This window comes from Pseudomonas sp. C1C7, from assembly GCF_013359595.1.
Classification (GTDB): Bacteria; Pseudomonadota; Gammaproteobacteria; order Pseudomonadales; family Pseudomonadaceae; genus Aquipseudomonas.
In genome coordinates, this window is sequence record NZ_JABFMP010000038.1 from 1 (window position 1) to 19234 (window position 19234).

General features: G+C 60.3%; 19 protein-coding genes. 9 read left to right on the forward strand and 10 right to left on the reverse strand.

The features are described 5' to 3' along the window. Nucleotides 1-80 precede the first annotated feature (80 nt). Nucleotides 81-935, reverse strand: a complete 855-nt coding sequence (locus HNO86_RS24680) for a LysR family transcriptional regulator (protein WP_175379536.1) — start codon at nucleotides 933-935, stop codon at nucleotides 81-83. Between the two features lie 89 nt (nucleotides 936-1024). Here HNO86_RS24680 and HNO86_RS24685 point away from each other — a divergent pair, with 89 nt between their 5' ends. Continuing rightward, entirely contained in the window at nucleotides 1025-1453 is a 429-nt protein-coding gene (locus tag HNO86_RS24685; protein ID WP_175379537.1) for a multidrug/biocide efflux PACE transporter, read from the forward strand. Between the two features lie 45 nt (nucleotides 1454-1498). Here the strand turns inward: HNO86_RS24685 and HNO86_RS24690 are convergent, their stop codons facing one another. Next, nucleotides 1499-2521, reverse strand: a complete 1023-nt coding sequence (locus HNO86_RS24690; RefSeq protein ID WP_175379538.1) for a transporter — start codon at nucleotides 2519-2521, stop codon at nucleotides 1499-1501. A gap of 273 nt (nucleotides 2522-2794) precedes the next feature. Here HNO86_RS24690 and HNO86_RS24695 point away from each other — a divergent pair, with 273 nt between their 5' ends. Both HNO86_RS24695 and HNO86_RS24700 read left to right on the forward strand, forming a co-directional pair. Then, nucleotides 2795-4420: a methyl-accepting chemotaxis protein gene (locus tag HNO86_RS24695; RefSeq protein ID WP_175379539.1), complete on the forward strand. Its 1626-nt coding sequence runs from the start codon at nucleotides 2795-2797 to the stop codon at nucleotides 4418-4420. 111 nt (nucleotides 4421-4531) lie between these two features. After that, nucleotides 4532-4978: a hypothetical protein gene (locus tag HNO86_RS24700; protein ID WP_175379540.1), complete on the forward strand. Its 447-nt coding sequence runs from the start codon at nucleotides 4532-4534 to the stop codon at nucleotides 4976-4978. 221 nt (nucleotides 4979-5199) lie between these two features. On the opposite strand, the gene HNO86_RS24705 is transcribed toward HNO86_RS24700, so the two are convergent. Then, nucleotides 5200-5505: a PepSY domain-containing protein gene (locus tag HNO86_RS24705; protein WP_175379541.1), complete on the reverse strand. Its 306-nt coding sequence runs from the start codon at nucleotides 5503-5505 to the stop codon at nucleotides 5200-5202. 224 nt (nucleotides 5506-5729) lie between these two features. Further along, nucleotides 5730-6863: a glycerophosphodiester phosphodiesterase gene (locus HNO86_RS24710; RefSeq protein ID WP_175379542.1), complete on the reverse strand. Its 1134-nt coding sequence runs from the start codon at nucleotides 6861-6863 to the stop codon at nucleotides 5730-5732. A gap of 209 nt (nucleotides 6864-7072) precedes the next feature. Between HNO86_RS24710 and HNO86_RS24715 the strand changes: the two genes are divergently transcribed. Beyond that, nucleotides 7073-7399: a DUF2025 family protein gene (locus HNO86_RS24715; protein WP_175379543.1), complete on the forward strand. Its 327-nt coding sequence runs from the start codon at nucleotides 7073-7075 to the stop codon at nucleotides 7397-7399. Nucleotides 7400-7530: 131 nt separating this feature from the next. On the opposite strand, the gene HNO86_RS24720 is transcribed toward HNO86_RS24715, so the two are convergent. Both HNO86_RS24720 and HNO86_RS24725 read right to left on the reverse strand, forming a co-directional pair. Then, the gene (locus HNO86_RS24720) at nucleotides 7531-7854 is read right to left on the reverse strand and encodes an antibiotic biosynthesis monooxygenase (protein WP_175379544.1); all 324 of its coding nucleotides are present in this window, start codon (nucleotides 7852-7854) and stop codon (nucleotides 7531-7533) included. After that, nucleotides 7851-8558, reverse strand: coding sequence for a CTP synthase (locus tag HNO86_RS24725; RefSeq protein WP_175379545.1), 708 nt, complete (start codon nucleotides 8556-8558; stop codon nucleotides 7851-7853). The genes HNO86_RS24720 and HNO86_RS24725 overlap by 4 nt, the downstream gene beginning before the upstream one ends. A 15-nt stretch (nucleotides 8559-8573) precedes the next feature. On the opposite strand from HNO86_RS24725, the gene HNO86_RS24730 reads away from it, so the two are divergent. Beyond that, a complete protein-coding gene (locus HNO86_RS24730; protein ID WP_175379546.1) occupies nucleotides 8574-9515 on the forward strand; it encodes a LysR family transcriptional regulator in 942 nt (313 codons plus the stop codon). Nucleotides 9516-9517: 2 nt separating this feature from the next. Here HNO86_RS24730 and HNO86_RS24735 read toward each other — a convergent pair whose 3' ends face one another. Together HNO86_RS24735 and HNO86_RS24740 are read right to left on the reverse strand one after the other, a co-directional pair. Further along, entirely contained in the window at nucleotides 9518-10045 is a 528-nt protein-coding gene (locus tag HNO86_RS24735) for a DUF1003 domain-containing protein (protein WP_175379547.1), read from the reverse strand. A gap of 127 nt (nucleotides 10046-10172) precedes the next feature. Further along, nucleotides 10173-10784 (reverse strand): TetR/AcrR family transcriptional regulator, encoded by a 612-nt coding sequence (locus HNO86_RS24740; RefSeq protein ID WP_175379548.1) that lies wholly within the window; start codon nucleotides 10782-10784, stop codon nucleotides 10173-10175. A 214-nt stretch (nucleotides 10785-10998) separates the two neighbouring features. Between HNO86_RS24740 and HNO86_RS24745 the strand changes: the two genes are divergently transcribed. Continuing rightward, nucleotides 10999-12057, forward strand: a complete 1059-nt coding sequence (locus tag HNO86_RS24745) for an MBL fold metallo-hydrolase (protein ID WP_175379549.1) — start codon at nucleotides 10999-11001, stop codon at nucleotides 12055-12057. Between the two features lie 131 nt (nucleotides 12058-12188). Continuing rightward, the gene (locus HNO86_RS24750; RefSeq protein ID WP_175379550.1) at nucleotides 12189-13697 is read left to right on the forward strand and encodes an amidase family protein; all 1509 of its coding nucleotides are present in this window, start codon (nucleotides 12189-12191) and stop codon (nucleotides 13695-13697) included. Between the two features lie 89 nt (nucleotides 13698-13786). Here the strand turns inward: HNO86_RS24750 and HNO86_RS24755 are convergent, their stop codons facing one another. Continuing rightward, a complete protein-coding gene (locus tag HNO86_RS24755; RefSeq protein WP_175379551.1) occupies nucleotides 13787-14104 on the reverse strand; it encodes a helix-turn-helix transcriptional regulator in 318 nt (105 codons plus the stop codon). A gap of 223 nt (nucleotides 14105-14327) precedes the next feature. Here HNO86_RS24755 and bglX point away from each other — a divergent pair, with 223 nt between their 5' ends. Next, entirely contained in the window at nucleotides 14328-16625 is a 2298-nt protein-coding gene (gene bglX, locus HNO86_RS24760; protein WP_175379552.1) for a beta-glucosidase BglX, read from the forward strand. A 175-nt stretch (nucleotides 16626-16800) separates the two neighbouring features. Here the strand turns inward: bglX and HNO86_RS24765 are convergent, their stop codons facing one another. Further along, a complete protein-coding gene (locus HNO86_RS24765) occupies nucleotides 16801-17760 on the reverse strand; it encodes a hypothetical protein (protein ID WP_175379553.1) in 960 nt (319 codons plus the stop codon). A 361-nt stretch (nucleotides 17761-18121) separates the two neighbouring features. On the opposite strand from HNO86_RS24765, the gene HNO86_RS24770 reads away from it, so the two are divergent. Next, complete coding sequence (locus tag HNO86_RS24770) at nucleotides 18122-19219, forward strand: HNH endonuclease signature motif containing protein (protein ID WP_178131331.1); 1098 nt, start codon at nucleotides 18122-18124, stop codon at nucleotides 19217-19219. Nucleotides 19220-19234: the final 15 nt, after the last annotated feature.

A 19234-nucleotide genomic window follows, 5' to 3' on the forward strand; every position in this document is an offset into this window, starting at 1 on the left:
GGCCTGCCAGACGGCAGGCCGTTACCGGCCCGCACACAAAAAATCTGACAGTCCCGCCGAAGGCTGCGATCTTTTGATCTTCACTCCAGCATCTTCCCCAGCAACCAACTCCCCGCCGGCCCCGGCGGATTGAGCCGCGACCACAGCGCATCCACATACACCGTCTTCGGCCACCCGCGCACCTCAAGCTCCTGCAACGTCCCCGGCCCAAACCGCTCCACCAGCCAGCGCGGCAGCGGCGCCCAGCCGAATCCGCCCTGAGCCATTTCCAGCAGCATCAGGTAACTCGGCGCCGACCAGACCCGGCCCCTGGCGCGGCTTTCATAGGGATTGACGATGGTCGCCAGGCGCAATTCCCGGTGCTGTTGCAACACGTCCTGATCGATATCGGCCGTCGCCGCCAACGGATGTGCAGGCGAGACGAACAGGGCGATTTCCGTGCGCTCGTCCACCGTCGAGTTCACCAGATCCGGCGGATAACTCTCCTGCATCTCGGCAAACGCCACATTCGCCCGACCGCTCTGCACCAATGCCACCAGGTCATCGCATTCAGCGATCAGGCACTCCAACTCCAGGTCCGGATAACGCTGCTCGAACGCACTGAGCGCCGCTTCGAAGCGGTCGGACTGATAGGTATCGGACAACGCCACCGTCAGCTTCGCCTCGACCCCTTGGGACAGCTGGCTGGCCGTCATTTCCAGACGACTGGTGGCGGCAAGGATCTCTTCGGCCCGTTGCAGCATCACGTGCCCGGCGGGGGTGAGGGTGGGTTTGCGGCTGCTGCGGTCGAACAGCGTCAGGTTCAGATCGATCTCAAGGCTCGCCACCGCCGCGCTGACGGTGGACTGACTGCGGCCCAATTTGCGCGCCGCCGCGGAAAACGAGCCCTGGGTCGCCGCTTGGACGAACGCCTGCAACACTTCCTGGGAAGCCATGAACTATCGCCTTGATCGATGGTTATTGGTTATGAAGTATCGGTGTGATGTCGGACCATGGCAACCATACCCACTTGAGGGAGTCGGTCATGACTGCCAACAAATCCATCACTGAACGTATTTTCCAGGCCATCGGTTTCGAACTGCTCGCGATCCTGATCTGTACCCCGTTGCTGGCGTGGATCATGGACAAGCCGATGCTCGACATGGGCGTGGTGACCATCGCCATGGCCGCGCTGGCGCTGGCGTGGAACGTCGTGTTCAACGGCTACTTCGACCGTGTGCTCAAGCGCTTTTCCATCACCCACAACGCCTGGACGCGGGTGGTGCATGCGCTGCTGTTCGAGGGAGGCTTGGTGGCGCTGGGCGTGCCGCTGATTGCTTGGTGGCTGAACATCAGCCTGTGGCAGGCGTTCTTGCTGGATATCGGCGTGTTGCTGTTTTTTCTGCCGTACACCTACATCTACCACTTGGCGTACGACGTGATGCGGGCTCGGATGGTGATGCGCAGCGCATAACCCCCTCTCTCTGCAGGAGCTGCCGCAGGCTGCGATCTTTTGATCTTAATAATCCTGCCACTTGCGAAACGCCCAACGCCCCGCCAGCACCGTAAAGGTCGCCACCAGCGCCACCAGAATCCAGAACCCTTCCGGATCCTGCGCCAGCGGCACGCCGCCCACGTTCATGCCGAAGAAGCCGGCAATGATGTTGATCGGCAGCGCCAGCACCGTGACCACCGTCAGGGTGAACAGGGTGCGGTTACTTTGCTCATTGACGTTGGCGGCGATTTCTTCCTGGAGCAATTTGATCCGCTCACCGAGGGCCGTCAGGTCGTTGATGATCAGCGCGAACTCTTCGGTGGATTTGCGCAACTCCTTGACGTCGTCCTTTTGCAGCCACGGTGGCGGCCGGTTGAGCAGGCGCAGCAGCGAACCCGGCTCCAGTGCCAGCAGGCGTTGCAGGCGCACCAACACCCGACGGTTGGCGCCCAGCTCGGCGCGGTTGGTCGACAGGCGCGAAGACAGCAATTCGTCCTCCACCTGATCGACGCTCAGGCTGGTCTTGCGCACGATCTGGGTCAGCACTTCGCCCTGGTCGCGTAGCAGGTGCACCAGCAATTCCAGCGGCGAGCGAAAGCGCTCGCCAGCCTTCACCGACGAACGCAACTTGTCCACCGAATGCAGCGGTTGCAGGCGCGCGCTGATGATCAGCTTGCTGCGCACGCACACCCACAGCGTCGAGACATCCGACGAGACCATGCTGCTGAGGTTGAACACCACGTCGTTGACCACCGCCAGCAGCGCCGAATCCACATGCTCGATCCGCGTCGAGCGCGAACCTTCGTGCAGGGCTTCGAAAAACTCGTCGGGCAATTCCAGATGGCTCTTCATCCAGCGCTCGCACGCAGCGTGGGCGAGGTTCAGGTGCAGCCAGAGAAAGTCTTCGCTTTCCTCAGGTTGTTGCAAGCACCGCAAGGCCTCGGCCGAATCGATTTCCCGCCCGCGCTCACCGGGGCGAAAACTGAAACCGTACAACAGGCCGAACAGATCCGGATCGCGATGAATTTGATCGAAGCTGTGGTTCATGAGGGCTCGCAAGGGAGGATGCCTGCCGCTGATTTTCGGGTTCACGTAAGCCAGATCATCGCAAGGCTTGATGACGGTTTTGTGACGAGAAAGTGAATGCAAACGATTGCCATACCGGTCGTCAGGATAGGCTCAAGAACCGCTCTGGCACGCCGATTACGCGAAGGTTACATTGCGCGCCCACGGCCTTTGGCCGACGTCGCAGACACGGATGTCCGGACACTTTTCACGCCTTCACCGGGCGTGTCTCATTCCCGCCATGAGTACATTCCGATGTTTTTGCAAAAGTCCTTGAGAGCGCAAATTCTCGCCCTGTTGAGCGGCAGCCTGATCGCGATGCTGTTGATCGCCCTGGCCTGTTTTCACTTTCTGTCCAACGGCGTGCAGAGCTACGCCAGGCTGATCGAAGGGCCGCTGCACACCTCACAATTGATCGATGAAGCCAACCTGCAATTCAAGGTGCAGGTGCAAGAGTGGAAAAACGTCCTGTTGCGCGGTAAGCAACCGGCGGACCTGGATAAGTACTGGAAGCAGTTCGAGGAGCGTCAGGCCGATGTGCAGCGCATCCTCGGTGAACTGGCGGGGCAGAAGGGGATCGAGCTGTCGCTCAAGACCCGCATCGAGCGCCTGCGTGACGAACATCGCCAGTTGGGCGACGCCTATCGCAGGGGTCGCGATGCCTACGTGGCCGCCGGTGGCGATCCGACGGCGGGCGACACGGCGGTCAAGGGCGTGGACCGCGCCGCCAGCGAGCAGATGAGCGAGCTGGTCAGCGAGTTGCGCAAGCAGGGCGCTGAACAATCGACGCTGATCAGCGCCAGTGCCGACCGCACCGTGCTGCTGGGGATCATCGTGATGCTGGTGTCGGGGCTGTTGATCGGCCTGTTGAGCCTGTGGCTGGTCAACCGCAACCTGGTCGAGCCGATCCGCCGTCTGATCGAATACGTGGCGCAGCTGAGCCAGGGCAAGTTTGCCGATCGCGTCAGCAGCAACCGTCAGGACGAACTGGGCAAACTGGCGATGGCCGCCAACACCTTGCGCGATTTCCTCGCCGAAACCTTCAATCGCCTGCAGCGCAGCGCGTCGAATCTGGACAGCGCCAGCGGCGAGTTGAACGCCATCGCCACGGTCATGGCCAACGGCACCAGCGAGCAGTTCAACCGCACCGATCAGGTGGCCACGGCGATGAACGAAATGTCCGCCACCGCGCAGGAAGTCGCCCGTCATGCCGCCGATGCCGCGCGTGCCGCCGACGATGCCGATCAGTCGGCGCAGCAGGGCGAAAAAGTCATGCAGGGCACCATCCACATCATCACCCGCATGAGCGGTGAAATCGCCAACACCGCCGCAGTGATTCGCCAGCTGGAAACCGACAGCGGGCGCATCGGCAAAGTGCTTGAAGTGATTCGTGGCATCGCCGAGCAGACCAACCTGCTGGCACTCAACGCCGCCATCGAAGCGGCCCGTGCCGGTGAAGCCGGGCGCGGTTTTGCGGTGGTGGCCGATGAAGTGCGCAGCCTGGCCCAGCGCACGGCGGCGTCGATCATCGAGATCAACCAGATCATCCAGACCGTGCAGACCGGCGCGGTGGACGCCGCCCAGGCGATCGAAAGCGGCCAGTCGCGCAGCGAGGAAAGCGTGCAGCAGGTGACCGAAGCCGGCGCCATGCTCGAGCGCATCACCCTGGCCGTCGAAGCCATCCGCGACATGAACCGCCAGATCGCTACCGCCGCCGAGGAGCAGACCTCGGTGGCCGAAGACATCTCGCGCAACCTCACCGAGATCACCAGCATCGCCAGCACCAACCTGGACAACGTGCAGCGCACGGAAGCGGCGAGCAACAACCTGCATGGCCTGTCAGGGGAACTGAACGAGGTGACGGCGCGCTTGAGCGCCTGATGAAAACCGCTGTGTACCGACTTGCTTACCGAGTCGGTACACAGTCGATCTCAAATGCGCGCCGCGCGTGTCGATGATCCGGTGAACCTGAACCCATAGCGGAGCACCACCATGGTCAGCATCACCAACATCAGCATCCCACAAACTACGTTGAGCACATCGACCAGCGTCGCCAGCAGCACCGACACCGAAGACACTACTGCAACGACTGCCGCCGCTGCTTCCGGTGCCTCCACCGACAGCACCAAGGCCGGCCCGGCAGGCGGTGCGCCGGCATCGGGTGACAGCAGCTCCAGCAGCGAAGAATCCGATGCGGTGAAAGAGCTGCGCAAGCAGATCGCCGAGCTGCAAAAGCAGATGCAGGAACAACAGCAGCAACTGCAAGCGGCCCAGGCCAAGCGCGAAGATGAGTCGGCCAAGACCGCTGAAGTCGCCGCGATACAGTCGCAGATCTCGGCCACTGCCGCGTCGTTGCAGAGCGCTGCGGCGGCGTTGTTGCAGGCGTTGCAGGACACCGGTTCCAGCACGTCGGGATCGATGGTCAGTACCACGGCCTGATTGGTTTTTCAGACGCGTAAAAAAGCCGCACGATTTCAAAGTCGTGCGGCTTTTTTACGCGTCGATGAACACGCTTTTTGTAGCAGCTGGCGAAGCCTGCGTCCGGCTGCGTAGCAGTCGTAAAGTCAGTGCGCGCGGTGTATCAGGTAGACACCGCATACCGGTTTTACGACTGCTTCGCAGCCGAACGCAGGCTTCGCCAGCTGCTACAAGGGATCGTGTCAGTCCTTTTTGTTTTTCAGGACTTCACCGGTGGCAGCGTTCAGTTCGACTTCCCATTTAACACCTTGGGCATCGGTGAGTTCGGTTTCGTACTCATAGCGATCGGTGTGCTTGTCCAGGTCGCTGTCGGTGATGGTCGAGTTCGGGTGCAGCTTCATAATGATCTGGTTCAACTCTTCCAGTGGCTTGATCGTGCCGGCCTTGACCAGTTGAGGGATCTGGTCGACAGGCACATCGGCGGCCTGGGCAAAACCGGCGCCGAGGGTCAGGGTTGCAGCGGCGAACAGGGCGGTCAAAGTCTTCATGAGCGTCTTTCCTTGGTGATTTGTTTAGGTGAGATCAGATTAGCTCGCGTAACTTAATCCACCCTTAAATCCGTCCTCTGTAGGCGCTGCCGCAGGCTGCGGTCTTTTGATCTTGATTTTTAAAATCAAAAGATCGCAGCCTCGTTTCACTCGACAGCTCCTACACAGAAGGGTGCGGTCATTGTGTGCGAGCCTGCTCGCGATGCAGTCACCGCGGTCCCGGATCAGTAACCGTTGTTCTGCAACACCTGCCCCACACTCGCCGCAGCCGGCCGCTTGTAGAACTTCAACAACTCCGCCGCGCGGTTGGTGAAGATCCCGTCGACCCCGGCGTCCATCACCTTCTGATAATCCACCGCATCATCCACGGTATAGACATGCACCAGCATCCCCTGGTCATGGGTGTACTGGTTCATCCACGGCTGCACCAGATCCGCATAGCTCTGATCGCCCCCCTTGGTCAGCGCCGCCGATGGCCCGGTACCGATCGCGCCCTGCGCCTTGGCGTAATCCACCCAACGATGGAATTCCGCCTTGTCCTTGGGCTGCTGTTTGGCGTAGTAAGCCGCCTTGTCCTTCTCGCCGGACTCGGCAAAGGCAACCTTCGACGCCGGCTCGATATTGCCTTCGCCAACCCACAGCAACAGGATCTTCGGCACCTTCGGCATTTCCTTTTGCAGCAGCTCCAGGCTGCTCTTCTCGAAGGTCTGCAACACCACCTTGCCTTTGCCTTGACCGACCGCCAGTTCGCTCTTGCCCAGCTTGGAACCTGCCGGGCTCAGCCAGCCACGGTCCTGGAGTTTCATCTTCAGATCATGCTCGATCCCGGGAAACTGCTTCGGCTCCTTGGTCTCGATGTACAGCCCCGGCTGGTGCAGCGGATTGCCCTGGGCGATGTCGATGATTTCATCGAGGGTCAGGATCTTCAGCCCCGCAAACGAAGGCCGCGCGCGATCGGGGTAGGCAGTGTTGAACCAGCTCCCGGCGTCCAGGGTTTTCAGCTCGGCCATGGTGAAGGCATTGGCCGGGCTGTCCTTGCGCTCGGGGAATTTGGTGGCGACGTCGGTGGTGCGTTGCAGGTTGTTGTCGTGCAGGGCGAAGAGCACGCCGTCCTTGCTGCGTTGCAGGTCGAGCTCCAGGTAATCGGCGCCCAGGTCGCGGGCGGTTTTGTAAGCGGCGGCGGTGGACTCCGGCGCATCGAAGGACGCGCCCCGGTGGGCGATCACCGCCGGGTTGGGAATGCCCAGGCGCGTGGCCAGAGCGGCGGGGCTGGGCGCGGTGGCGGCCTGGGCTTGAAACTGAGTCAGGCCGAGCAACAGGCTCAGCAGCAAAGTGCTTTTGGTGAAGGTTGCAGGCATGGTCGAGATCCTTTCGCGAAGCGTTCAAAGACGTCCCTTTTAACAACTGAGCGTGTCGGGCGCTATCGCGAAACCGACATAAAGCTGATGTTGATCACAGCTTTCGTGCGTTCGTTTGCCGTAATCTGGTCCCCGGACATTTCCCCGGCAGAGGGAAAAGCCGCTGACTTTGCGTGTTAACCGAAGATCACTTTTTCGGGAGGTTGACCATGCGCATCACTTCCCAACTCATCTGCCAGGCCGCCGACCAGCTCCAGGGTTTTGTGGGCCTTAATCGCAAGACCGGGCACTACATCGTGCGTTTCAGTGAGGATTCGTTCGGGATGGATGTGGCCGATGACGGCATCATTGCGGCCAGTGAATTTGTCTGGGGCGCCGGGCCCGATTCCACCATGACCCTCAAGCGGGCGTTGATTCAGTTGTTGCTGGATCAGAACATCGATGAGCGGATCAACATCACCGAGCCGTTGCGGGTGTACATGAATCGGCGGGAAGTGCCGGAGATTTCCGCGGTTCGTCAGCTAGTGCAAGGCTGAAAGTTTGCGGTGATGCTGCTGGCCTCTTCGCGAGCAGGCCCGCTCCACAGTTGACCGAGTTGTTCTGTCGAGCGCGGTCCACTGTGTGAGCGGGCTTGCTCGCGAAAACGGCCTCAAGACCACTAAAAAACCTACAGACTGAACTCGTAAGCCCGCTCAACCCGACACACCCGGGTATGACACCGCGCATACCAGGTCAACCGCCCGCGCTCGCGAATCGCACTGTGCTCCGGATGATGCTTCCACGCCAGAATCGCCGCCTCACTGTCCCAATACGACACCGTAATCCCCAACCCATCCTCCCCCCGCGCCGACTCCACCCCCAGAATCCCCGGCTGCTCTCGCGCCAGCTCCACCATCCTCGCGGCAGCTTCGGCATACCCCTGATCCCCCTCGGTGCGCAGCGAGGTAAAGATCACCGCGTAGTAAGGCGCTGGCGGCGTATTGGCCATCATGATCTGCGCTCCGCACAAGCCTCGACCAGCGCCCGAACCAACGGCGGCAGCGTACCCTCGAGCGCCGCACGCTCCGGCTGGAACAGCGTGGCAACAAAAAACGGATGCCCCTTGAGTTCCACCGCGCGCAACTCCTGCTCGGAATCGTGCCCCACAGCCTGTAGGTCATCTCCCAGCAACGCCTGCTCAAACGCCGGATTCACGCCGTATCGACAGCGATATCCTTCACGAATCTCGGACGTTTCATACGCCCTCTGGATCAACGAACCTTCCCGTAACCGAATGCCATCCACCGCTTCCACCAACGAACAGGTGAGCGGCGCAATCACCACCCGTTCGGCATCGGGCGTCGTCTCGCCATGCTCGGCATCCGCCCAGCCCAACACATTGCGCGCATATTCCAACACCGCATGCTGAAACCCACCGCAGGTCCCCAGAAAAGGCCGCCTCTGTTCACGGGCAAAGCGAATCGCCCGTAACGCGCCGTCCATGCTGCGATAGGGGCTGGCCGGCACGCACCAGAATCCATCGTATTCATCGAGCGCGGTGTCTGCATGAATGCTGTCGGTGCCCAGCCACTCTCCCTGCACTTTGCGGCCACTGTGTTCAGCGGCCAGGCCGAGGGCCACGGGGATAGCCTGGTGGGCGGTGACTTGCGGATCGTAGTCGCCGATCAGCGCGATACGAATGACGCGATTTTCCATGAGAGACCTCTGCGCTTGTTGATTGCCGAGGCCCACTATAAATTGGCGTTGACGCACTCAATATGGGCGATTTCCCAAGTGATCAATGCACCGACGCACTATCGGCTGGACTACCCCGACCTCGCCCTGATCCTCGCGCTTGTGCGTGGCGGGTCTCTGGCCCGGGCCTCACAGCTGATGAAAGTGGATGTGTCGACGGTCTTTCGCGCCGTGCGCCGGCTGGAAGGCGCCCTGGGCCAGCAACTGTTCGAAAAGAGCCGTGCCGGTTACCTGCCGACCACCTTGGCGCAGGCCTTGGCCGAGCAGGCGGAGCGGGCCGAACAGGCACTGGAAGCGGCGCGCATTGGTGTGGAGCAGGGCGGTGAAGTCATCAGCGGCACCGTGCGCCTGACCTGTACCGATTCGGTCCTGCAAGGCTTGCTGTTGCCGGCGCTGGCGCAGTTCATGCCCAACTATCCGGCGCTGACCATCGAACTCAGCACGTCCAACGATTTCGCCAACCTCAGCCGCCGCGATGCCGACATCGCCCTGCGTCTGACCCGCACGCCGCCGGAACATCTGGTGGGGCGGCGTCTGGCGGACATTTCCTATCGGGTGTGTGCCAGCAAGGGTTATCTGCAATCGGTCGACGCCACGGACCTGGCCGCATTGACCTGGATCGCCCCGGATGACTTTCTTCCTGATCATCCGACCGTGGCCTGGCGTCGTCAGGCGTTGCCGGGCGTGATGCCGGGTTATCGCTGCAACAGCATGCTCTCGGTGACTGAACTGGTGCGGGCGGGATTGGGCGTGGCGGCGCTGCCGGACTTCCTGATCGGCGAGGATTTGCAGGCGCTCAGCGATCCGCTGGACGGGTACGACACCGCGCTGTGGCTGCTGACCCGCCCGGATTGCCGCGCCTTGCGTTCGGTGGTGACGCTGTTCGACGAACTGGGGCGGGCGTTGAAGTTGCCCTGAGGCTATTTGAGCTCATCCTTGCGCACGAAATGCTGATGCATCTCCGAGGTCAGGCTTTCGATGCGCTCGGTCAGTTCCTTGGTCATTTGCGTCAGGAGGGTGTTCTGCTCAAGCAGTTGCAGCAACTGCGCGGTGTTCTGCGCCGCTTGCACCTGACGCTGACTGTTGATGACCGCCAACTCTTCGCGGTGTTTCGCATCGGCTTCCGACTGGGCCTTGTCCCGCGCCGCCTGACGGGTCTGGGCCAGCAAGATCAGCGGCGCGGCATAGGCCGATTGCAGGCTGAATGCCAGATTCAGGAGGATGAACGGATAGACGTCGAAGTGAGTGACGCCGAACAGGTTCAGGCACACCCACACCACCACGACAATGGTCTGCGCGCCGAGGAAGGTCGGGGTGCCGAAGAACCGGGCGAAGGCTTCGGCCCGCAGGGCAAATTTGTCGGTGCCGAAGGTGGGGCCCAGGTGGGCATGGGGATGAAGGAAACGCAGGTGATCGACAGGGGCGTTGTCGTTGGGTTCGTGGCTCATGATGATCTCTGAAGGTCGCGGGGGACTGAGATTCACTATAGTCCGACGCCAGTTTCATCCTGAAACACATTGGCCGCGCTGGATTTTCAGTGACCCGCGCGGCCAATCATCTTCGAAACCATGTCATTTATTGCACTTGATAACAGGCCAGGAACATATCCAGCGCCGACTCCACCACCGTCTCCCGCTCCGGCGCCGACAACCCTGGCATGCCCATGGAAATCTGCGGCCAGAAGGCGAAGGACTTGAGCAGGCCGTGGATCTGCTGGGCGGCGAAATCGGGGGCGACCGGCTTGAGCCTTCCATCGGCCTGGGCGGCGCGAATCCATGCGGTCAGGCTTTCTTCGTGCTCACCCATGCGCGCCACCATGCTCTGCGCTCGCTCGGGGGAGTGAATGGCCGCGCCGATGGCCACCCGCGCCAGGTTCAGGAAGTTTTCATCGCCCAGCATCTGCAGTTTGGCCAGCAACAGCGGACGCATCTGTTTACGTAGCGGCTGATCGGGGTGGTAGGGCGGTTCCTGTTCAGCTTTGATGCGAGCCCATAACTGATTGAGGATCTCGGCGAACAACTCTTCCTTGCTGGGGAAATGGTTGTACACCGTGCGCTTCGACACGCCGGCGGTGGCGGCGATCCTGTCCATGCTGGTGATGTCGAAACCGTTGGTACGGAATTCGGCGATCGCGGCCTGAATGATCGCTTCGCGTTTACGGTCGGTGAGGCGCTGTGGAGCTGTCATAAATACGCTTCGGCAGGGTTTTTCGGAAAATTACACTCAGCAGTTTACTTGTCGGCGGCTTTGATGCAACCTTGAAAGTACACTGTGTAGTGTAATGTTTTGTTAATCCTGCACAGAAAAAATAGAGCGTTCGGCTGATGCGTGCGTGCCTTGGCCATTTACAGTCCCTAACGGAAAGTCGCCAGACTTGCGGCTTTTCTGGAGTCATTCAGTCATGGCCCATCCCAATTCCCCAGCGGACATCGCTGCCACACCTGAAGCTTCCCGTCACACAGAAGGGCAATACCGCAACCACGCGCCGGTCAAGCGCGAAGGCTTTCGCAAAACCCTGCGCATCATGTGGAACGTGATTTTCCACAAACCCAGCGACACCCGTCCCAGCGCGCCGGTGCCGGTGCAGCCCCTGACCCAGGCCGCGCTGATCGCCGCGCCGAACCACAGCGTCTATCGCCTCGGTCATTCCACGGTGCTGCTCAAACTGCGCGACAAGTTCTGGATCACCGACCCGGTGTTCGCCGAGCGCGCCTCGCCCGTGCAATGGGCCGGTCCCAAGCGCTTTCACCAGCCGCCCATCAGCCTTGAGCAATTGCCGCCTATCGAAGCGGTGATCCTTTCCCACGATCACTACGACCACCTGGACCATCAGGCGGTGCTGCGACTTGCCGACAAGACTAAATACTTCCTGACGCCGCTGGGTGTGGGCGACACCCTGATCAAATGGGGAATCGACGCCAGCAAGGTGCGGCAACTGGATTGGTGGCAGGGCACCGACGTCGATGGCCTGCGTTTTGTCGCCACGCCGTCGCAACACTTTTCCGGCCGTGGCCTGTTCGATGGCAACAGCACCCTCTGGGCTTCGTGGGTGATGATCGACGGCGACACGCGGATCTTCTTCAGCGGCGACAGCGGCTACTTCGACGGCTTCAAGCGCATCGGCGAACAGTACGGCCCGTTCGACCTGACCCTGATGGAAACCGGCGCCTACAACGTCGATTGGCCACACGTGCACATGCAGCCTGAGCAAACCCTGCAGGCTCACATCGACCTCAAAGGCCGCTGGCTCTTGCCGATCCACAACGGCACGTTCGATCTGTCGATGCATGCCTGGTACGAGCCTTTCGACCGCATCCTCGCCCTGGCCTGGGAGCGCAGCGTGTCGATCACCACGCCGCAAATGGGCGAGGCTTTCAACCTGATGCACCCACGGCGGGGCGAGGCCTGGTGGCTGGCGGTTGAGCAGCATGTTTATGAGGATCAACAGAGCGTCGGCTAAGGCGACTACAGACTGGGCTGAGCATTCGTACGAGCGGTTGCGGGCGGGGATGACGGACAATTCCCGCCGCTTCGGTAGGCTGAAAACCGGGTGAAATCACTCGCCCGTTATCAGTCATCAAGGATGTTCACATGGACGTAAAGTTGAATGGCCGCATGAAGCGGCTGACCGGAGTTGCGCTGCTGTCGATGCTCATGAATACAGCGACCGCCGCCCCTGAAACCAGGCTCGAGTATTTGAGCGTCGATGAAATCAATCAGTGGATGGATCGCGGTCAACTGACCTCCGCCACACTGGTGCAGCACCTGCTTGAGCGCGTGGAAAAACTGGACAGGAACGGTCCGAAGATCAACGCGGTGATCGAACTCAATCCCGATGCCCTGGCCATGGCCGAGGCAATGGACCAGGAGCGAAAGGGCGGTTACATCCGTGGACCGCTGCATGGCATCCCGGTATTGCTCAAGGACAACATCGACACCTCCGATGAGATGCAGACCAGCGCCGGTTCACTGGCCATGGTCGGGCAACCCGCCGCGCAGGACGCCTTCATCGTGCAACGCCTCAGGGCGGCCGGCGCGGTGATTCTCGGTAAAACCAATCTCAGCGAGTGGGCCAATTTTCGTGACCCGGCCATTCCCAGCGGTTGGAGCGGGCGCGGTGGGCAAACCAAAAATCCGCATCTGTTGAGCGGTGATCCCTGCGGTTCCAGTTCGGGCTCAGCTGCGGCAGTCGCAGCAGGTTTTGCGCCTTTGACCGTCGGCACCGAAACCGCCGGCTCGATCATCTGCCCGGCGTCTTTCAACGGCGTGGTGGGCATCAAACCCACGGTCGGCCTGTTGAGCCGCAGCGGCATCATCCCTGTCACCCAGAAGCTCGACACACCCGGCCCCATGGCACGCACCGTGCGCGACGCAGCCTTGTTGTTGAATGCCATGGCGGTAGACGATCCCGCCGACCCGATACAAAAGCCCCGTGAACTCAAAGGCGTGGATTACACCGCCCTGTTGCGCCCAGGCTCACTGGTTGGCAAACGCATCGGCTACCCCGCCAAATTCGACCGCGGCAACCTGCCGCTGCTGATCGACCCTCAATTCTCCAAAGCCCTGGAACTCATGCAGTCCGCCGGCGCGACCTTGATCCCCGTGGACCTGACCGACCCACGCTCCGAGCGCGTAGACGAGGCGTTCTTCATGGGCATCAAACGCGACCTGCCTCGTTACCTCGCGACTCGAATGTGTATACCTGCCCAGACGATGGAAGACCTTTTGCTGTTCAACGCCGCCAACACCGAAGGCCGTGGGCAAAGCACATTGCTCGCCGCGAAGGAGGTCGTATTTGACGAGAAAACCTACAACCAGCTTTGGCGGAAAATCCAGGGTGAAAATGCGGCGGCCATCGATGAATTGCTGACCACCCATCAACTGGACGCCCTCGTCTCCGACGTCGGTTCCGCTGCCATGAACGTCGTGCCGCTGGCAGGCTACCCCGGCATCATGGTGCCTTCGGGAATCGACGAAGAAGGCGTGCCCACCTCGATCTTCTTCTTCGGTCCTAGGTGGAGTGAGGCCCGGTTGCTGGCATTGGCGTATGGGTATGAACAGCTGGCCAATGCGCGACGGACACCTGCCTTCAAACCCTGACTTCTCAACTGAACACCACCTCAATCCGGCCCCCTTTTCTTGATCGGGGGGCCGACTTGACGACGATCTGCGTCAATCGATGAACCACCTCACTCAACCATCGCAAAATCCGCCCGCGCCATCGGATTCGGCGTCGAGCCCTTCACATTCATCCCACGTCCCGGCGCAAACCCGGGGAAGAACACCAACCCTTCCGCCTCAAACCGATACGCCAACGTCAGCCGCGTAACATCCAGCACTTCACGCTTGGCCTCGAACCGCTCGATGGCCTCCACCGAAACCCCGGCTTCCCGGGACAGCTCTTCCACACTCCAGCCCAGCATCGCTCGGGCTTGGGCGCAGTGGGTGGGGGTGAATTGGAAAAGGGCGATACGTTCCAGGGTGATTTTCATCGCTTGAGAGGCCATGGTGTTCTCCGGGCTCGGGGGTGTCGGAAAAAATATACTGTGTTTTTGTACAGTTGTTTTGAGTCCGGAGCAAATTGATTTTTCAGATCACGCCCTCTCACCAGACGGACGGTAAGCGCCCGCAGCCACCGAAAAAAGTCATTCACACCTGTCACAAATGACAGTAGACGCTGTCTTGCGGATGAGGGACGCTGAACAGGCAGGCCCCTCGGGACGGAAGACGATGCGCAAAACTGCCTGGCTGATCCTCATGACGCTCCTGGCGAGCGAGCTGGTTCTGGCGCAAGGAAACGCAGAGCAGACGTCGGCGTCCGCCAAAGTCCACTTCATCGAAAACCTGCTCAAGCAAATGACGCCGGAAGAAAAAATCGGCCAGTTGCGGCTGAACTGCATCGGGGTGCAATCCCCGCGCGAACAACTGCTGCAAGAGGCGGCCAAATCCCAAGTCGGTGGCATCTTCTACGCGGTGGGTCGCGCGGACTTGCGCGAATTTCAGGACGCCGCCATGCGCAGCCGCCTGAAGATCCCGCTGTTTTTTGCCTACGACGTTATCCACGGCCACCGTACGATTTTTCCGATCGGCATCGGCCTGGCTTCCACCTGGGACACCGACGCCATCGCCCTCGCTGGCCGCACCGCCGCGCAAGAGGCCAGCGACGACGGCCTGGACATGGTGTTTTCGCCCATGGTCGACATTACCCGTGACCCGCGCTGGGGTCGGGCATCCGAAGGCTGGGGCGAAGACGCCTGGCTCTCCGGGCGCTACACCGCAACCATGGTCGAGGCGTTGCAGGGCAGCAACCTGAGTGTGGCCGGCAACGTCATGGCCAGCGCCAAACACTTCGCGCTGTACGGCGCCGCCGAGGGCGGGCGGGACTACAACTCGGTCGATATGAGCCTGCCGCGCATGTATCAGGACTACCTGCCGCCGTATCGCGCGGCGGTGCGGGCCGGCGTCGGCGCCATGATGCTGACCTACATCGCCATCAACGGCATCCCGGCCACCTCTAACACCTGGCTGATCCGCGATCTGCTGCGCCAGCAATGGCGCTTCAAAGGCTTGATCATCAGCGACTTCAACGCCGTGGCCGATCTGGTCAGCCATGGCGTGGCCAGCACCGGGCGCGAGGCGGCGATGCTGGCGATCAAGGCCGGGCTCAACATGAGTATGTCCGACACACTGTTCCGCGACGAACTGCCCGGCCTGTTGCAATCCGGCGCGGTCTCGCAGGAAGAGGTCGACTCTGCTGTCAGAGAAGTCCTCGGCGCCAAGTACGACATGGGCCTGTTCGCCGATCCCTACCTGCGCATCGGCACGGCCAGCGGCGACCCCGAAGACATCCTCGCCGAAAGCCGACTGCACCGCGCCGAAGCCCGGGACGTCGCGCGAAAAAGCCTCGTGCTACTGAAAAACCAGTGCAACGTCCTGCCCCTCGACAAATCCACGACGATCGCCGTCGTCGGGCCGCTGGCCAAAAGCCGGCTCGACATGCTGGGCAACTGGAGTTCCATCGCGACCTCGTCGCAGGCGGTGTCGGTGTACGACGGCATCGCCAACGCCCTCGGCGGCCCCGACCACCTGCTGTACGCACGAGGCGCGGACGTCACCGACGACCCACGAATCCTCGGCTACCTCAACGCCCCCGGCGCCAACCCCGCCGACGTGGAAGTCGACCCGCGCTCACCCACCAGCATGCTGCAGGAAGCCGTGGACATCGCACGCCGGGCCGACGTGGTCGTGGCCGTCGTGGGCGAGTCGCGCGGCATGTCCTACGAAGGCGCCAGTCGCTCAAGCCTCGGCCTGCCGGGTTACCAGGCGCGATTGGTCCAGGCGCTCAAGGCCACCGGTAAACCGTTAGTACTGGTCTTGATGAACGGCCGCCCGCTGTCCATCGGCAAGGAACACGACATGGCCGACGCTGTGCTCGAAACCTGGTACAGCGGCACCGAAGGCGGCAACGCCATCGCCGACGTCCTGTTCGGCGACTACAACCCGTCCGGCAAGCTGCCCATCACTTTCCCACGCTCGGTGGGGCAGGTTCCTACGTACTACAACCACCTGAACACCAACCGCCCCATCCGACTCGATGAACCACGAGCGCAAGACTCACGCTATTTCGATGAAGAAAACGGCCCGCTCTATCCATTCGGCTTCGGCCTGAGCTACACCCAATTCAGCGTCTCGCCCATCACCCTGACCCGACGCAGCCTCAAGCGCGGCGAAGTCCTGGGCGCCAGCGTCGCGGTGAAAAACACCGGCCCCCGCGCCGGCGCCACCGTGGTCCAGCTCTACATCCGCGACATCAGCGCCACCATCAGCCGCCCCGTCAAAGAGCTCAAGCGCTATCGAAAAATCATGCTGCAACCGGGGGAAGAAAAGACCGTGTACTTCAACCTGAGCGAACAGGACCTCAAGTTCTACAACGCAAAACTGGAATACGCGGCGGAGGCGGGAGCGTTCAGCGTGATGATCGGCCTGGACTCGCGGGACGTGAGAGAAGAACGGTTCGAATTTTTCTAAAAGCCACTACCGTCCCTGTAGCAGCTGGCGAAGCCTGCGTCCGGCTGCGAAGCAGTCGCAAAACCTGATGACGAGGTTCACCTGACACACCGCACCAACCGACTTCACGACTGCTTCGCAGCCGGGCGCAGGCTTCGCCAGCTGCTACAGGGACCTGCTCAGTCGACGAACCCGGTTACCCCTCCAACCCCGGCGCCTCCCGCACAATAAAGTGATCCAGGTTCTCAATATCGGCACTGAACACCCCGAACGTCTGCTCTGGGTTTTTCTTGCTCGGCACCTGCTTCAACGCCGGCGTCACGCCATAAAAGAAGCAATACAACTCGGCCTCACTCTCGATGGCATGCTTGATCTCCTCCAGAAACGCCTTGCGCTTGCGGTAGCCCTCGATCAGCTTCTTGCTCAGGTAAACATTGACCGAATACGGCTTCTTCTCGAACCACGCTTTCCTCTCGAAATCGATGCGAAAGCTCTGGGTGTAATCCTTGATCTCCTTGATCCGGCCCCAGTAAACCAACCCCTTGTTGTCCTGCAGATACTCGATCTTCTTGAAGAACGAGGCGTAACTGGCCGTGTGCTCACCGATCTTCAACGGCATGCGCTTGAGCAGCTCCTTGTCCTCGAAATTGGAAACAAAACACTCCACAGGATGGGCAAACACACTGGTCTTGTCCGGCGCCGATTCGCGGCTCGGGTGCTCCGTGTTGTCAGCCACAGAAGCAGCCTTCGGTGCCTCTGAAACATCCTGCGCCACCCCCGCAGGGCTCGGCGGCTTGCGCACATACTGACGCCGAGTCAGCAACAACTCCGACGGAAAATGCTCCTCACGCCCGTCATCCGTTTCCCCCTCCACCCCCGACGCCGGTGCCTTGAGACTGACATAAGGACAATCCGCCACATGCCGCGTACTGGGCGTGTTCTTGAAGTGCGGGGTGCGAACGTAATTCACGTTCTTGGCGTTAAACGTCGTCAGCACATTCGCCACATCGAACGCCGAACGACAGGCGTCGTTGGGGCACTGGAAGTGTTCCTTGGTGGAATCGAAGGCGATGGTCTCGTCGAAATTGAGATCGCGTACGTCGTAGATCGACAGTTTGGTGTCGAGGCTTTGGCAGTAGGCGAGGTCGAATTTCATGGGGCTCGGTCCGTGAGGAGGGAAGGGTATTAATAGCCGTCGGTGACGTTGACTGCACTCACTGTTTCAATAAATTTCGAAAACGAAGACACATCACCGGTCCTACCCACCTGTAGGATCGAGCTTGCTCGCGAAAAATTAAGGACACCGCTAGGCATCTGACATTTATCATTTTCGCTCGCTTGCCGAACTTGACGAACCATTGCTGGTGGCGGGGTTGTGACCTAAGTAAACGCTATTTAGCGATAGCGCTAAGAAATAGTGGCTTTTCGCCGTGTTACGTATTGAAACCCTTTTGAACTTTGGCTCAGGATAGGAAAATTCCTACAGCCATTGACGATAAAGGGCAGCTCCCGTGGTGATGATCAAAGCGGTTTCGAAGGAACGAATAGACAAAGCCTTGCAGGAGTTTGATCGTAAATTTCGGATTAGGAGTGAGTGGCAAGGCTGGGAAGCTAACCTAGCTCACCGTTACGCTGTCCATGAGGGCGGTCAGATCTACCCGGCAAAGAAAATCGTCTCTTTGGCTACCGGCATTGCCGTAGGAAAATTTTCAGGAGGCCATCCGACCAACAGTTACTTAAAAAAGCGAGGCTTCACAATTGTGGAGTTGCCGCGAGGGGAGGGTGAGCCTGTATTGCAGTTCACGCCGGGCGCTGTTTACGACCGAAAAACTGAGATCAATGGGCCATTCGGAGGCAGCTTGCAAAGCGGCATCGCAGCGTCCGCATCCTACCCTGCGATATTTTTGTTCACTGGCGATAGTGGTGAGCAGTACGGGTATGCCGACGATTGGGATAACGGCGCTTATCTGTATACCGGTGAAGGACAACTCGGGCCTATGACATTGATCCGAGGCAACCGGGCCATCGCTGAACATGCCGTAGATGGCCGAGCGCTGCACTTGTTTAGATCCCTCGGTAAAGGCAAGGGCAACGAATACATGGGTGAGTTTTCTTGCGCCGACATGTTTGAACGGACGCAGCCGGATCTGAAGGGCCAGGATCGGACGGCGATTGTTTTTCGGTTAGTCCCTGTCGGAGTTCCTGCTGAAGAAATTCAGCCTGAAGAACCGGATGAGGAAGAGGCTGACCTTTCCGATTCTCTAGTTACCGCACGTTCGGCAGCTCTGGCTGCTTGTAAACCAAGCAACGATGATTTAGGTAAGTCTGCTCCGCGCAAGATCTATCAGCGCAGCCGAAAGGTTTCGCACTATGTGTTGATGCGTGCCAAGGGGCAGTGCGAAAGCTGTGAAAAGCCGGCTCCTTTTACCAAAAAAGATGGGACCCCGTACCTAGAGCCGCATCACGTAAATCGCCTCTCAGATGGTGGTTTAGACCACCCTCGTTATGTGGGGGCTATCTGCCCAAGTTGCCATCGTGAAATCCATTCTGGAGTGCACGGAGCGTTGCTGAATGAGAGTCTGAAACAACGGTTATTAGCAATTGAGCCTGATTGAGCTGCGTGCTGTAGC